The organism is Mycobacterium shigaense (assembly GCF_002356315.1).
In the GTDB taxonomy this organism is placed as follows: domain Bacteria; phylum Actinomycetota; class Actinomycetes; order Mycobacteriales; family Mycobacteriaceae; genus Mycobacterium; species Mycobacterium shigaense.
In genome coordinates, this window is record NZ_AP018164.1 from 314,451 (window position 1) to 328,932 (window position 14,482).

Below are 14,482 nucleotides of genomic sequence, written 5' to 3' on the forward strand. Positions count from 1 at the left end.
TTCACATGCCTGCTATCACCGCAAACACGTTGACGTTGCCCCGGATCACGTCGGCCGGCGCCGGTGACACCGAGCGGCCGGTACGGTCCATCACCACCGGGCCGCGCGGGTACGAGGGCGAGGGCTTCCCCGTTGTGCGGGCGTTCGCCGGGGTCAGTGCCGCCGCCCTGGACCCTTTCGTCCACATGGACCAGATGGGCGAGGTGAACTATCAGCCGGGCGAACCCAGGGGGACCGATTGGCACCCGCACCGCGGTTTCGAGACGGTCACCTACATGATCGACGGCAAATTCGCGCACCAGGATTCGCACGGCGGCGGCGGTCTGATCACCGACGGCGCCACGCAATGGATGACGGCGGGATCAGGCATCTTGCACATCGAGACCCCGCCCGTCGAGTTGGTCGAAAGCGGCGGACTCTTCCACGGGATCCAGCTGTGGGTGAATCTGCCCGGAAAAGACAAGTTCTCGACGCCGCGCTATCAGGCCATCGACGGTGGCGACACCCGGTTGCTGGCCTCCGACGATGGCGGGGCACTGGTGCGCATTATCGCCGGTGAGGTCGACGGTCACCGCGGGCCCGGTGTCGCCCACACGCCAATCACGTTGGCGCATACGACGATTCAAAATGGCGCCAGGCTGAATATGCCGTGGCGACGCGATTTCAACGCCCTGGTTTATGTGCTGTCGGGTAGTGGATATGTCGGCCCGGTGAGTCATCCAGTTCGCGCGGGTCAGCTGGTCGTGCTGGGGCCCGGTGATCGAATCACCGTCGGCGCTCAGGCGGCCCAGGAATCCGCGGACACCGCGGAAATTGACGTTTTGCTATTGGGCGGCCGACCGATTCGCGAACCGGTATTCCACTACGGGCCTTTCGTGATGAACTCGCGGGTGGAATTGATCGAGGCACTGGAGGACTACCAGGCGGGGAAGTTTGGCCATATTCCGCCGAACGCGTTAATGCCGCATCGTGGCGTGGCACAATCCGCTAGTGTCATCAACGGGGAGGCGCAGGCCGGGGCGCCCCCCAGCCGCGAAAGCAGATGAGACGCGCAAGAGGATCTTGCGCGCCGCTCGCTTGGTGTTCAGCGAACGTGGGTACGAGGGGGCCACGTTCCAGGCCATCGCGGTGCGCGCCGACCTGACACGGCCCGCCATCAATCACTACTTTTCCAGCAAGCGTGTGTTGTATCGGGAAGCGTTGGCGCAAACGGCCGAACTCATATTCGGCGCCGGTATCGCACAGGCGGACCGGGAGACGACGCTGTTGCCGCGGCTGACCGGGTTCATCGCGGCGGCCGTGGCGGTGAATCGCGAGTATCCCTCGGCCTCAGCGTTTTTGATGGGCTCGATCCTGGAAACTCAGCGCCACCCGGAATTGAACCAAGCCGAAAACGATGCGGTGCTGATTTGCCGCGGGTTTTTGACCCGGGTGGTCAACGAGGCCATCGAGGCCGACGAGATAGACCCCGCCATCGACGCCGGCGCCCTCATCGAGACCCTGCTGGTCGTCATGTGCGGGGCGGGGTTCTATTCCGGGTTCGTGCACAGCTATCCGGAGTTTCAGCCCATCACCGAGATGCTGGGACTGCTGCTCGACGGTGCGCTGTCGCGGTCCAAGGATTGACCCACGGTCCGCCGCGGCCAGTGAGATCGGGCACAAAGCGTATAGGCTAGCTAACTTATTCGGGTATCATGGCCGGGAAATGACTGATTTAGGCGACTCCTCTTCGTCAGTGTCCTCGTTGCGTACCGAGGGCGACTCCTGGGCCATCACCGAACTCGTCGGCGCGACCGCGCTGGGTGTCGCCGCATCGCGCGCGGCGGAGACGGCCGGCCCGAACCCGCTGATTCGCGACGAGTTCGCCCGGACACTGGTCTCGGCGGCCGGACCGGCGTGGGCCCGCCTGACCGACCCCGAACTCGCCTGGTTGGACGGCGACGAGGCGGGGCAGCGCGCACACCGCCTCGGCATCGATTACCAGGCCGTCCGCACCCATTTCTTCGACTCCTACTTCGCCGACGCCGTCGCCGACGGGCTCCGGCAGGTGGTGATCCTGGCTGCCGGGCTGGACTCGCGCGCCTATCGCCTGGATTGGCCCGCCGGCACCGCGGTCTACGAGGTCGACCAGCCCAAGGTGCTCGAATACAAGACCGGAATCCTGGAAGCCCACGGCGCGGTGCCTGCCGCCGACCGGCGCCCCGTGGCGGTGGATCTGCGCGGCGACTGGCCGGCCGCGCTGGCCGCCGCCGGTTTCGACCGGAGCCGCCCGACCGCGTGGCTCGCCGAGGGCCTGCTGCCCTACCTGCCCAGCGACGCCCAGGACCGCCTCTTCGAGATGGTCACCGCGCTGAGCGCCCCGGGCAGCCAAGTCGCCATCGAGGCGTTCGGCCCGAACACGATCAGTAACAACAGCCGCCGGCAGCGGATGCGCGACCGCCTCGGCCTGGACGTCAACGTCGAGGCGCTGACCTTCCACGAGCCCGACCGGTCAGACGCCGCCGAGTGGCTGTCCGACCACGGCTGGCAGGTGCGCGCGGTGAGCAACCGCGACGAGTTGGCCCGATTGGGCCGTGCCGTCCCCCAAGATCTGGCCGACGACGCCGTGCGCAGCACCCTGTTGCGGGCCCGTCTCGACAGCCAGTCCACCTAGCCCAACGTAGAAAACTGGGAGCATCCATGAGCTCACTGCGCACTCACGACGACACCTGGGACATCAAGACCAGCGTCGGCAGCACCGCGGTCATGGTGGCCGCCGCGCGCGCCATCGAGACCGAGCAGCCTGACGCGCTGATCCGCGACCCCTACGCCCGGCTGCTGGTCGACAACGCCGGCGCCGAGGTCTTGTGGGAGGCCATGCTGGCCCCGGAGGTCGTGGCCAAGATCGAGGCGATCGACGAAGAGTCCGCCGCTCGTATCTGGCACATGCGCGGCTACCAGGCGGTGCGGACCCACTTCTTCGACTCCTACTTCGCCGAGGCCGTCGCCGCCGGTATCCGGCAGGTGGTGATCCTGGCGTCGGGACTGGACTCCAGGGCGTACCGGCTGGACTGGCCGGCCGGCACCACGGTGTACGAGATCGACCAGCCGCAGGTACTGCACTACAAATCGACCACCCTGGCCGAAAGCGGGGCCACGCCGTCCGCCGATCGCCGCGAGGTCGCCATCGACCTGCGCGAGGACTGGCCCGCCGCGCTGCGCGCGGCCGGCTTCGACCAAACCAAGCCGACCGCCTGGCTGGCCGAGGGGCTGCTGATGTACCTGCCCGCGGAAGCCCAGGACAAGTTGTTCACCCAGATCGGCGAGTTGAGCCCGGCCGGCAGTCGCGTCTCCGCCGAAACCGCACCCATGCACGCTGAGGAGCGGCGCCAGCAGATGCGGGAGCGCTTCAAGAAGGTGGCCGACGAGCTCGGCTTGGCAGAGACCATCGACATCGGCGAGCTGATGTACCGCGACGAGCATCGAGCGGACGTCACCGAGTGGCTCAACGAACACGGCTGGCGCGCCACCGCCCAGAACTCGATCGACGAGATGCAGCGGCTGAACCGCAGGGTGCAGAGCGTCGAGCTGGACGACGACAAGGACGCCTTCTCCGACTTCGTCGTCGCCGAGAAGTTGTAATGCCCAAGCCTTGAGCGCCGGGGACTCGCCGCTGGCTCGCGGTTGTGGTTACCGCGAAATGGCCAGCTCGTCGGGAACAATGTTCAGTCATCATGGCTGACGGTGAAGCTGACCAATCGCAGCGTTGGGTGCTGAGAAAGGGACGGTTTGTCGCCGCCCTCGCCTCGGCTTCCGTGATGGCCGTCACCGGCATGGGGTGGACGGGTTACCACACGGCGCTGGGCAAAATCATCATCTCGCACGCGCTCCCGAATGCATCGTCGTCGCTGAGCGGGGACCAGAACATCCTGTTGATGGGCCTGGACAGCCGGTTGGACCAGAACGGGCGGCCGCTGCCCCAGGACGTCTACGACGCATTGCACGCCGGGGACGAAAGCTCGGGCGGCTACAACGCGAATGTGCTGATCGTCGTTCATATTTCGGACGGCGACGGGCCGGTCACCGCGGTGTCGATTCCCCGCGACGACTACGCGGAGTTGCCGGGCTGCCCGGGGTCGGTCTGCACGGGCAAGATCAAGCAGGCCTACGGTCTGGCCTACCAGCAGTCGTTGAACGCGCAGGCGTCGGGCAATTCCGACGGCGCGGGTGCCAACGATTTGGCGGCCCGCGAGCAGACCGCGCGCGAGGCCGGCCGCAAGGCCGAAATCGCCGCCGTCAACGACTTCCTCGGCATCTCGGTCGACCACTTCGTCGAGGTCACACTGGGTGCCTTCTTCCAGATCGCCAAGGCCGTCGAGCCAATCACGGTGTGCCTCAACGGCGATACGCGAGACAGCTACTCGGGTGCCGACTTCCACCAAGGGGTGCAGCGCATCGATGCCGCCGACGCGATGGCCTTCGTGCGGCAGCGGCGCGACGAAGACGACGGCTCCTTCACCGATTTCGACCGGACCCGGCGACAGCAGGCGTTCCTGGTGTCGTTGGTCGCCGCGGCGCGCAACGGCGGTGCGTTGTCCACCGTGAGCGGGCTGCGCAAGCTGCTGCAGGTCGCCCGCGACAACGTCGCCGTCGACTCCGGGCTGGACCTCGTCGACCTTGCGTCGCGGGCATCGAAGCTGACCGGGCGACCGTTGTCGCTGTACACACTGCCGATCTCGGGCTTCGGCAAGGATTCCAACGGATCCGACATCAACCTCGTCGACCTGCCGACCATCCGGCGCATCGTCCACGAACGCTTCGACTCAGACGCCCCGGCCGCGCTCGACGCCGCGTCCCCGACCACCCTGTCGCAACCGGTGACCCTCGACGTCGTCAACGCCACCGCGCGCGACGGGCTGGCCGCCGCGATCGAGGAGTCGTTCGCCGCGCGCGGCTTCACCCGGGGCAGTGCCACGACGGCCGCGACCCCGTCGGATCAGACCGTGATCGAGTACGGCCCCGGCGCCGATCAGGGCGCGCAGTTGCTGGCCGAGCAGCTGCACGTGCCCGCGACCGCCAACAGCGCCGTGGCCGCCGGGACGGTCCGGTTGACGGTGGGCACGCAATTTCCGGCGGGTGACTACCTAGGCCGGCCGGGTGCCGGAGGCGGCGCGTCGGTGCCCGGGCAGGTCGCGACCGTGGCCGCCACCGGCAGCGGTGATCGCTCGCCGGCGCCGACCGACCTCAGCCAGATGACGGCGACGAACGTTCCCTGCGTCAAGTAAATCGGGCTACGGGCTGAGCGGGTCAAGGCCGCAACCACAGCGCACTTACTGCCCTCCCAACCGGATGGTTAGGATCGCGGGTATCACCCAATCTAGTGTCCGCGTGCCGAGCAGCGGGCACCCCTGGGAAGGTGCACAAGGGAAGGACAACGATGACCACCGAATCGGTTGCACCAAAGACCTCCGCCGCCAACGGCGCCGCCCAGCCGGCCGACGTCGCAGCAACGGTGGCCCGGCTTCGCCGGACCTTCGCCACCGGGCGCACGCGCGACATCGAATGGCGCAAGCGGCAGCTGGTGCAGCTGACCAAGCTGATGGAGGAGAACGAGGGCGCCATCGCGGCCGCCCTCGCCGAAGACCTCGACCGCAGCCCGTTCGAGGCGTTCATCGCCGACATCGCGACGACGTCCGGCGAGGCGAAGTACGCGGCCAAGAAGCTGCGCCGATGGACGAAGCGTCGCTACCAGCTGCTTGAGATGCCTCAGCTGCCCGGCCGCGGCTGGATCGAGTACGAGCCCTACGGCACGGTGCTGATCATCGGCGCCTGGAACTACCCGTTCTACCTGACGCTGGGGCCGGCCGTCGGCGCCATCGCCGCGGGCAATGCCGTCATCCTCAAGCCCTCGGAGATCGCCGCGGCGTCGGCCCATGTGATGGCCGAGTTGGTGCCGCGCTACCTCGACAGCGACGCGATCGCGGTGGTCGAGGGTGACGGCTCGACCAGCCAGGAGCTCATCGCGCAGGGGCTGGACCGGGTGCTGTTCACCGGCGGCACCGAGATCGGACGCAAGGTCTACGAGGGCGCGGCACCGCACCTGACCCCGTGCACGCTTGAGCTGGGCGGCAAGAGCCCGGTGATCGTGGCCGCCGACGCCGACCTGGACGTCGCGGCCAAGCGCATCGCCTGGATGAAACTGCTGAACGCAGGACAGACCTGCGTCGCACCCGATTACGTGTTGGCCGACGCCAAGATTCGCGACGAGCTGGTCAGCAAGATCGGCGCGGCGATCACCAAGTTCACCGCTGACAAGCCCGACGGCATGCGGATCGTCAATCAGCGGCAGTTCGACCGGATCAGCGGCTACCTGGCCGGCGGGGACGGCAAGGTCGTCGTCGGCGGCAAGTGCAACGCGTCGAACCTGCGCATCCAGCCCGCCGTCGTCGTCGACCCCGACCCGGACGGCCCGCTGATGCAGAACGAGATCTTCGGGCCGGTGTTGCCGGTCGTCACCGTCCAATCCCTGGACGACGCAATACGTTTCGTCAACTCGCGGCCCAAGCCGCTGTCGGCGTACCTGTTCACCAAGACGCGCGAGACCCGCGAGCGCGTGATCAAGGAGGTGCCCGCCGGCGGCATGCTGGTCAACCACCTCGCCTTCCAGGTGTCGACGGCGAAACTGCCCTTCGGTGGCGTCGGCGCATCGGGCATGGGTGCCTACCACGGCAAGTTCGGCTTCGAGGAGTTCAGCCACCGCAAGTCGGTGCTGACCAAGCCGACCCGGCCCGACCTGTCGAGCTTCATCTACCCGCCGTACACCGCGCGAGCCATGAAGCTGGCCCGCCGCATGTTCTGATGGTCTTCGCACCAAGCCGTTTGCTAGACAAAGTTTTTCACATCAGAGAGGAAACTCATGCCCGGAGTGCAGGATCGCGTCATCGTCGTCACCGGAGCCGGTGGGGGATTGGGGCGTGAGTACGCTCTGGCCCTCGCCAAAGAAGGCGCCAGCGTCATCGTCAACGACCTGGGTGGATCCCGTGACGGCACCGGCGCCGGCCACAACATGGCCGACCAGGTGGTCAAGGAGATCAAGGACGCCGGCGGCCGGGCGGCCGCCAACTACGACAGCGTCGCCGAGCCGGAGGGCGCCGAGAACATCATCAAGACTGCGCTCGATGAGTTCGGTGCGATCCACGGCGTGGTGAGCAACGCGGGCATCCTGCGCGACGGCACCTTCCACAAGATGACGTTCGAGAACTGGGACGCCGTGCTCAAGGTGCACCTGTACGGCGGGTACAACGTGATCCGCGCCGCCTGGCCGCACTTCCGCGAGCAGAGCTACGGCCGCGTGGTCGTCGCCACCTCGACCAGCGGGCTGTTCGGCAACTTCGGCCAGACCAACTACGGCGCGGCCAAACTCGGGCTGGTCGGACTGATCAACAGCCTCGCGCTGGAAGGCGCCAAGTACAACATCCACGCCAACGCGGTCGCGCCGATCGCGGCAACGCGGATGACCGAGGACATCCTGCCCAAGGAGGTCCTGGAGAAGCTGACGCCCGAATACGTCGCGCCGGTGGTGGCCTACCTGTGCACCGAGGAAAACCCGAACAATGCTTCGGTTTTCGTGGTGGGCGGCGGCAAGGTGCAGCGTGTCGCGCTGTTCCAGAACGACGGTGTCAACTTCGACAAGCCGCCCACGGTCGACGACGTCGCCGCGCACTGGGACGACATCGCCGACCTGTCGGCGGCCAAGCAGGCCGACTTCAAGCTGGGATGAGGCTCAGGCGAGCAGTTCGTCACGCAGGCGGTCCACCACCGCCTGCGTGACACCCGCGTCGCGCAGGTAGGCATCCAGCGACCCGAACTCCGCGTCGATCGTCTGGCGTGCGGCCGCCAGGTACTCCGGGCGCACGCCCAGCACACCGTCGGCCAGCCGGGCCTTGGTGAACGTGACTACCTCCGGGGTCAATTCGACGTCGGAGCGTTGCTGGATCATCTGGTAGATGTGCTCGCGCAGCTGCGGTACCGCAGCGTTGCTGCGCAGGTAGTCGGCGACGATGGTGTCCTGATCGATGCCGATCGTCTCCAGCACCGTGGCGATCACGAAACCGGTGCGGTCCTTGCCCGCAAAGCAGTGCGTGAGCACCGGACGTCCCGCTGCCAGCAACGAAAAGACATGTGCCACAGCACGTTGCGCCCCTTTGCGGGTGGGGAATTGCCGGTATTCGTCGGTCATGTGGCGGACGGCGGCCGCATTGACCTCTTCGTCGGACTGATCGGTGTCGCCCTGGAACAGCCGCCGAAACGCGGTCTCGTGCGGAGCGTCGTGATCGTCGGTCTGCTCCTCGTCGCCGAGGTCGGGAAAGGGCAGCAGATGGATGTCGATACCATCGGGTACCAGTCCCGGCCCGCGCCGGGCGACTTCGCGCGCGGCGCGCAGATCCGCGACGTCGGTAACCCCCAACTCGCGCAGCGTGGCGCGGCCCTCGTCGTCGAGGCGGCTCAGCTCACCGGACCGGAACAGCCGGCCCGGCCGCAGCGCGGGAGTGCCGTCGGCGACATCGCGAAAGTTCCACGCGCCGGACAGTTCTCGAAGAGTTTCAGTCATGCGCGGTGACCGCCGCGGCGAGCGCAGATCTTTCCCGGCCGAGCTCGGCGCGCGCGATGGTCCGCATGTGCACCTCATCGGGCCCGTCGAAGAGCCGCATGGCGCGGTGCCAGGCGTACATCCTGGCCAGCGCTGTGTCCTCGCTGACGCCGGCGGCCCCGTGCACCTGGATGGCGCGGTCGATAACGTTGCACGCCACCTGCGGGGCGACCGCCTTGATCTGCGAGACCAGCGTATGTGCGGCCTTGTTGCCGTGCTGGTCGATCGTCCACGCGGCCTTTTCGCAGAGCAACCGGGCCTGGTCGATCTCGTTGCGGGACTTGGCAATTTGCTCGCGCACCACGCCCTGTTCGGCCAGCGGGCGGCCGAACGCCACCCGCTTGGAGGCCCGGTCCACCATGAGCGCCAGCGCCCGCTCGGAGCCGCCCAGCGCGCGCATGCAGTGGTGGATGCGACCCGGCCCCAACCGGGCCTGCGCGATCGCGAACCCCCCGCCCTCCTCGCCGAGCAGGTTGGTGACGGGGACCCGGACGTTGTCGTAGATGATCTCGCAGTGCCCGGGCTGGTCCTGGAAGCCGAAGACCGTCGTCGAGCGGACCACTGTCACCCCTGGGGTGTCTATGGGCACCAGCACCATCGACTGCTGCTGGTGGCTGGCCGCCTCCGGGTTGGTGCGCCCCATCACGATGAGGATCTTGCAGCGCGGGTCCGACGCCCCGGAGGTCCACCACTTGCGGCCGTTGATGACGTAGTCACCGCCGTCGCGGACGATGGAGGTCTCGATGTTGCGGGCGTCGCTGCTGGCGACTGCGGGCTCGGTCATCGAGAAACCGCTGCGGATCTCGCCGGCCAGCAAGGGCTCCAGCCATTGCTTGCGCTGTTCCTCGGTGGCGAACAGGTGCAGGGTCTCCATGTTGCCGGTGTCGGGGGCCGCGCAGTTGAGCGCCTCGGGGGCGATCTCCAGGCTCCAGCCGGTGATCTCGGCCAGCGGCGCGTATTCCAGGTTGGTCAGGCCCGACTCCGCCGGCAGGAACAGGTTCCACAGGCCCTGCGCCCGGGCCTTGATCTTGAGCTCCTCGACGATGGGCGGGACCGTGTGGTCGTGCGGGCCGGCTTCGTCGCGGTATTTGTCGTACTCGGCCTCGGCCGGAAAGACGTACTCGGTCATGAAGTCGGACAGTCGCTGGTGGTAGTCGCTGGCTTTGGCCGACATCGCGAAGTCCATTCCGTCACGATAGGACACCCGCGTGAACCCCCGGCGAGCAGACGCAGACTCGCGCGATTCGCTGAGAATTCATGCGATTCTATGCCTGCTCGCGGTGGGGCCGGCGGGAGACTCTGAAGTCATGACCGAATCCCGCCCACCGTTTCCCCCGTTCACCCACGAGACGGCGATCCAGAAGGTGCAGGCCGCTGAGGATTCCTGGAACACTCGCGATCCCGAGAAGGTCAGCCTGGCCTACACCCCCGACTCGCAGTGGCGAAACCGCAGCGAGCATGTCGTCGGCCGGGCCGAGATCGTGGCGTTTCTGACCCGCAAATGGCGACGCGAACTCGATTACGTGCTGCGCAAGAGCCTGTGGGATTTCCACGACAACCGGATCGCCGTGCGGTTCCAGTACGAGTGCCACGACGCCACCGGGCAGTGGTACCGCAGCTACGGCAACGAGCTGTGGGAATTCGCGCCTTCCGGTTTGATGGCGCGCCGGGAGGCAAGTATCAACGACGTGCCGATCGAGGAATCGGAACGGCGCTACTTCGGGCCGCGGCCGGCTGCCGAGCACGGTCAAGACATTCCGCTCTGGTAGTCCCCGCTAGGGTGTTCAACTCGGGCGGTGTTCGTATTCACGCAGCTTAGCTAAGGAAAGTAGATGTACGCGCCATGACAGAGCCGCAGGCCAATGCGATCAGGGTCGGGGTGGTTGCCGAGTCCGGGACCGATGAGCGGCGCGTCGCGCTGGTACCCAAGGCGGTCGCATCCCTGGTGAACAGCGGCGTGGCGGTCGTTGTCGAGTCCGGTGCGGGCGAGCGGGCGCTGCTGCCCGACGAGCTCTACACCCAGGCCGGCGCCACCATCGGCGACGCCTGGTCCGCCGACGTCGTTGTCAAAGTCGCGCCGCCGACCGCCGACGAGGTGGGCAAGCTGCACAGCGGCCAGACCCTGATCGGCTTCCTGGCCCCGCGCAATGCCGAAAACGTGATCGGTGCGCTGACGCAGGCGGGCGTGCAGGCATTCGCGCTGGAGGCGATCCCGCGCATCTCGCGAGCCCAGGCGATGGACGCGTTGTCGTCGCAGGGCAACGTGTCCGGCTACAAGGCCGTGCTGCTGGCGGCGTCGGAGTCCACCCGGTTTTTCCCGATGCTGACGACGGCGGCCGGAACGGTGAAGCCCGCCACGGTGCTGGTGCTCGGGGTCGGCGTGGCCGGCCTGCAGGCGCTGGCGACGGCGAAGCGGCTGGGCGCCCGCACTACCGGTTACGACGTTCGTCCGGAGGTCGCCGACCAGGTGCGCTCGGTGGGCGCGCAGTGGCTCGATATCGGAATCGATGCCGCCGGCGAGGGCGGCTATGCCCGCGAACTCACCGAGTCCGAACGCGCGCAGCAGCAGCAGGCGCTGGAGAAGGCGATCAGCGGGTTCGACGTCGTGATCACCACCGCGCTCGTTCCCGGCCGGCCGGCGCCGCGGCTGGTGACCGCCGCGGCCGTGCAGGCGATGAAGCCGGGCAGCGTCGTGGTCGACCTGGCCGGCGAGACCGGCGGCAACTGCGAGCTCACCGAGCCCGGGCGCACGGTCGTCAAGCATGACGTCACGATCGCCTCGCCGTTCAACCTGCCGGCCACCATGCCCGAGCACGCCAGCGAGCTCTACAGCAAGAACATCACCGCGTTGCTGGACCTGTTGATCGCCGACGGCAAGCTGGCACCGGATTTCGACGACGAGGTCGTCGCGGAGTCGTGTGTGACCCGCGGGAAGGATTCCTAGATGTACGACGAGCTGTTGGCTAACCTGGCGATCCTGGTGCTGTCCGGGTTCGTCGGGTTCGCGGTGATCTCCAAGGTCCCCAATACCCTGCACACGCCGCTGATGTCGGGGACGAATGCCATCCACGGCATCGTGGTACTCGGCGCGCTGGTGGTGTTCGGGGAAGTGGAGCATCCGTCGCTGGCGGTGCAGATCATCCTGTTCGTCGCGGTGGTGTTCGGGACCCTCAACGTCATCGGCGGGTTCATCGTCACCGACCGGATGCTGGGCATGTTCAAGGGGAAGAAGCCCGCCAAGGCGGACGAGGTCGCCAAGTGAACTACCTCGTCACGACCCTCTACATCATCTCGTTCGCGCTGTTCATCTATGGTCTGATGGGGCTGACCGGGCCCAAGACCGCAGTGCGTGGCAACCTGATCGCCGCGGTCGGTATGGTCATCGCCGTCGGCGCGACGCTGATCAAGATCCGGCACACCGAGTCGTGGGTGCTGATCATCGCCGGCCTGGTCGTCGGCGTCCTGCTGGGCGTGCCCCCGGCGCGGCTGACCAAGATGACCGCCATGCCGCAGCTGGTGGCGTTCTTCAACGGCGTGGGTGGCGGCACCGTCGCGCTGATCGCGCTGGCCGAATTCATTGAGACGAAGGGCTTTTCGGCCTTCCAGCACGGCGAATCGCCGACGGTGCACATCGTGGTGGCGTCGTTGTTCGCCGCGATCATCGGGTCGATCTCGTTCTGGGGCTCGATCATCGCGTTCGGCAAGTTGCAGGAGATCATCTCCGGCTCGCCGATCGGCTTCGGGCGGGCCCAACAGCCGATCAACCTGCTGCTGCTGGTCGCCGCGGTGGCCGCGGCCGTCGTCATCGGCCTGCACGCGCATCCCGGTACCGGCGGGGCTCCGCTGTGGTGGATGATCGGCCTGCTCGTCGCGGCCGGCGTGCTCGGCCTAATGGTGGTGCTGCCCATCGGCGGCGCCGACATGCCGGTGGTGATCTCGCTGCTCAACGCGATGACGGGGCTCTCGGCCGCGGCCGCGGGCCTGGCGCTGAACAACACCGCGATGATCGTGGCCGGCATGATCGTCGGCGCGTCGGGCTCGATCCTGACCAACCTGATGGCCAAGGCGATGAACCGCTCGATCCCGGCCATCGTCGCCGGCGGCTTCGGCGGCGGCGGGGTGGCGCCCAGCGGCGGGGACGGTGGCGACAAGACCGTCAAGGCCACCTCGGCCGCCGACGCCGCGATCCAGATGGCCTACGCCAACCAGGTGATCGTGGTGCCGGGTTACGGCCTGGCCGTCGCGCAGGCCCAGCACGCCGTCAAGGACATGGCGTCACTGCTGGAGAGCAAGGGCGTGACGGTCAAGTACGCGATCCACCCGGTGGCCGGCCGGATGCCCGGGCACATGAATGTCTTGCTGGCCGAGGCCGAGGTCGACTACGACGCGATGAAGGACATGGACGACATCAACGACGAGTTCGCCCGCACCGACGTGGCGATCGTCATCGGCGCCAACGACGTCACCAACCCGGCGGCCCGCAATGACGCCTCCAGTCCGATCTACGGCATGCCGATCCTCAACGTGGACAAGGCCAAGTCGGTGATCGTGCTCAAGCGGTCGATGAACTCCGGGTTCGCCGGCATCGACAACCCGCTGTTCTACGGCGAGGGCACCAGCATGCTGTTCGGCGATGCGAAGAAGTCGGTGACCGAGGTCGCCGAGGAACTCAAGGCCCTCTAGGGGCGGGCGTACCGCGCTCGCGCGGCGGCGACCCCTCAGCCGGGCAGGTCGGGCTGGTCAGACGGGCGGGTAAGCGGGCGGCGGGTAGCCGTGGCCGTCCTCGACGCCGCGCAGGCCCCAGGTGAGATACCGCATGAAGAACTCGATCTCGTCACTGCCGTCGTAGTCCGGGCTCGGATCCATCAGCGTTACCTCTCCCACCCGCGGTCTAGTTCGAAGTTCGAGTCTAGTCCCATCCGCAACGGTGCGACAGGCGGCGATGGTCTTAAACTGTCCAACCAGTTAGTTGGTACTTTGCCTTTGCCGGGCCGCACCGGAACCGTATACCGGCCCGCGGGCAGCGACGATAGCGAGAACAGATGTCATCGGAGAGCAGCACCGCCAACGGTTTGACGCGCCGCGAGGAGTTGCTGGCCGTGGCCACCAAGCTGTTCGCCGCGCGCGGCTATCACGGGACCCGGATGGACGACGTCGCCGACGTGATCGGCCTGAACAAGGCCACCGTCTACCACTACTACGCCAGCAAGTCGCTGATCCTTTTCGACATCTACCGCCAGGCCGCCGAGGGCACGTTGGCCGCCGTGCACGACGACCCGTCCTGGACCGCGCGCGAGGCGCTCTACCAGTACACGGTCCGGTTGCTCACCGGGATCGCGGCAGACCCCGAGCGCGCCGCGGTCTACTTCCAGGAGCAGCCCTACATCACCGAATGGTTCACCGACGAGCAGGTCGCCGAGGTCCGCGAAAAGGAAGCCCAGGTCTACCACCACGTGCACGGCCTCATCGACCGCGGGATCGCCAGCGGTGAGTTCTACGAGTGCGACTCGCACGTGCTGGCGCTGGGCTACATCGGCATGACGCTGGGCAGCTACCGCTGGCTGCGGCCCAGCGGGCGCCGGTCGGCCAAGGAGATCGCCGCGGAGTTCAGCACCGCGCTGTTGCGGGGGCTGATCCGCGACGAGGGCGTCCGCACGACGTCCCCGCTCGGGCCGTAGTTCCTAGCCGCGCGCGGCTGTCTGTCGAGCTAGGTCTTTCGCGCCGAACGTGCACTCGGCGTGGCAAATCCGCCGGGATCTCGCAGTGATTGCACGTTCGGCGCAACGAAGCCTCGCCGACGTCGCGACGGAAGCCACCCCGGTAGGCGCCACAGAAATTGTGGACTACTGTCTG

The 14,482-nt window shown here is 67.3% G+C and carries 14 protein-coding genes and 1 pseudogene; 12 read left to right on the top strand and 3 right to left on the bottom strand.

Annotation, left to right across the window (positions count from 1 at the left end):
* Positions 1-5: 5 nt before the first annotated feature.
* The 7 genes and pseudogenes from MSG_RS01495 to MSG_RS01525 all read left to right on the top strand — a co-directional run.
* Positions 6-971: pseudogene (locus MSG_RS01495) on the top strand (pirin family protein); the annotation flags it as partial.
* Between the two features lie 19 nt (positions 972-990).
* Complete coding sequence (locus MSG_RS01500; protein ID WP_096436489.1) at positions 991-1,626, top strand: TetR/AcrR family transcriptional regulator; 636 nt, start codon at positions 991-993, stop codon at positions 1,624-1,626.
* Positions 1,627-1,705: 79 nt separating this feature from the next.
* Positions 1,706-2,653 carry a class I SAM-dependent methyltransferase gene (locus MSG_RS01505; RefSeq protein WP_096436491.1) on the top strand — a complete coding sequence of 316 codons (948 nt, stop codon included), beginning with the start codon at positions 1,706-1,708 and terminating at the stop codon, positions 2,651-2,653.
* A gap of 26 nt (positions 2,654-2,679) precedes the next feature.
* Positions 2,680-3,621, top strand: a complete 942-nt coding sequence (locus MSG_RS01510) for a class I SAM-dependent methyltransferase (RefSeq protein ID WP_096436493.1) — start codon at positions 2,680-2,682, stop codon at positions 3,619-3,621.
* Positions 3,622-3,713: 92 nt separating this feature from the next.
* On the top strand, positions 3,714-5,264 hold the full coding sequence (locus MSG_RS01515) for an LCP family protein (RefSeq protein ID WP_096436495.1): 1,551 nt from the start codon (positions 3,714-3,716) through the stop codon (positions 5,262-5,264).
* A 152-nt stretch (positions 5,265-5,416) separates the two neighbouring features.
* Entirely contained in the window at positions 5,417-6,838 is a 1,422-nt protein-coding gene (locus MSG_RS01520) for an aldehyde dehydrogenase family protein (RefSeq protein ID WP_096436497.1), read from the top strand.
* 57 nt (positions 6,839-6,895) lie between these two features.
* Positions 6,896-7,759: an SDR family oxidoreductase gene (locus tag MSG_RS01525; RefSeq protein ID WP_096436499.1), complete on the top strand. Its 864-nt coding sequence runs from the start codon at positions 6,896-6,898 to the stop codon at positions 7,757-7,759.
* 3 nt (positions 7,760-7,762) lie between these two features.
* Here MSG_RS01525 and MSG_RS01530 read toward each other — a convergent pair whose 3' ends face one another.
* Both MSG_RS01530 and MSG_RS01535 read right to left on the bottom strand, forming a co-directional pair.
* Positions 7,763-8,590 carry a tyrosine-protein phosphatase gene (locus tag MSG_RS01530; protein ID WP_096436500.1) on the bottom strand — a complete coding sequence of 276 codons (828 nt, stop codon included), beginning with the start codon at positions 8,588-8,590 and terminating at the stop codon, positions 7,763-7,765.
* Entirely contained in the window at positions 8,583-9,803 is a 1,221-nt protein-coding gene (locus MSG_RS01535; RefSeq protein ID WP_096443906.1) for an acyl-CoA dehydrogenase family protein, read from the bottom strand. Before MSG_RS01535 ends, MSG_RS01530 begins: the two co-directional genes overlap by 8 nt.
* Before the next feature lie 133 nt (positions 9,804-9,936).
* Between MSG_RS01535 and MSG_RS01540 the strand changes: the two genes are divergently transcribed.
* The 4 genes from MSG_RS01540 (at position 9,937) to MSG_RS01555 (ending at position 13,312) form a co-directional block, all read left to right on the top strand.
* Positions 9,937-10,398: a nuclear transport factor 2 family protein gene (locus MSG_RS01540; protein ID WP_096436502.1), complete on the top strand. Its 462-nt coding sequence runs from the start codon at positions 9,937-9,939 to the stop codon at positions 10,396-10,398.
* Positions 10,399-10,472: 74 nt separating this feature from the next.
* The gene (locus MSG_RS01545; RefSeq protein WP_096436504.1) at positions 10,473-11,573 is read left to right on the top strand and encodes a Re/Si-specific NAD(P)(+) transhydrogenase subunit alpha; all 1,101 of its coding nucleotides are present in this window, start codon (positions 10,473-10,475) and stop codon (positions 11,571-11,573) included.
* Positions 11,574-11,891, top strand: coding sequence for an NAD(P) transhydrogenase subunit alpha (locus tag MSG_RS01550; protein WP_096436506.1), 318 nt, complete (start codon positions 11,574-11,576; stop codon positions 11,889-11,891).
* Positions 11,888-13,312 carry an NAD(P)(+) transhydrogenase (Re/Si-specific) subunit beta gene (locus tag MSG_RS01555; RefSeq protein WP_096436508.1) on the top strand — a complete coding sequence of 475 codons (1,425 nt, stop codon included), beginning with the start codon at positions 11,888-11,890 and terminating at the stop codon, positions 13,310-13,312. The genes MSG_RS01550 and MSG_RS01555 overlap by 4 nt, the downstream gene beginning before the upstream one ends.
* A gap of 57 nt (positions 13,313-13,369) precedes the next feature.
* On the opposite strand, the gene MSG_RS01560 is transcribed toward MSG_RS01555, so the two are convergent.
* A complete protein-coding gene (locus MSG_RS01560; protein WP_181159135.1) occupies positions 13,370-13,498 on the bottom strand; it encodes a hypothetical protein in 129 nt (42 codons plus the stop codon).
* A gap of 173 nt (positions 13,499-13,671) precedes the next feature.
* On the opposite strand from MSG_RS01560, the gene MSG_RS01565 reads away from it, so the two are divergent.
* Positions 13,672-14,307: a TetR/AcrR family transcriptional regulator gene (locus MSG_RS01565; RefSeq protein ID WP_096436512.1), complete on the top strand. Its 636-nt coding sequence runs from the start codon at positions 13,672-13,674 to the stop codon at positions 14,305-14,307.
* Positions 14,308-14,482: the final 175 nt, after the last annotated feature.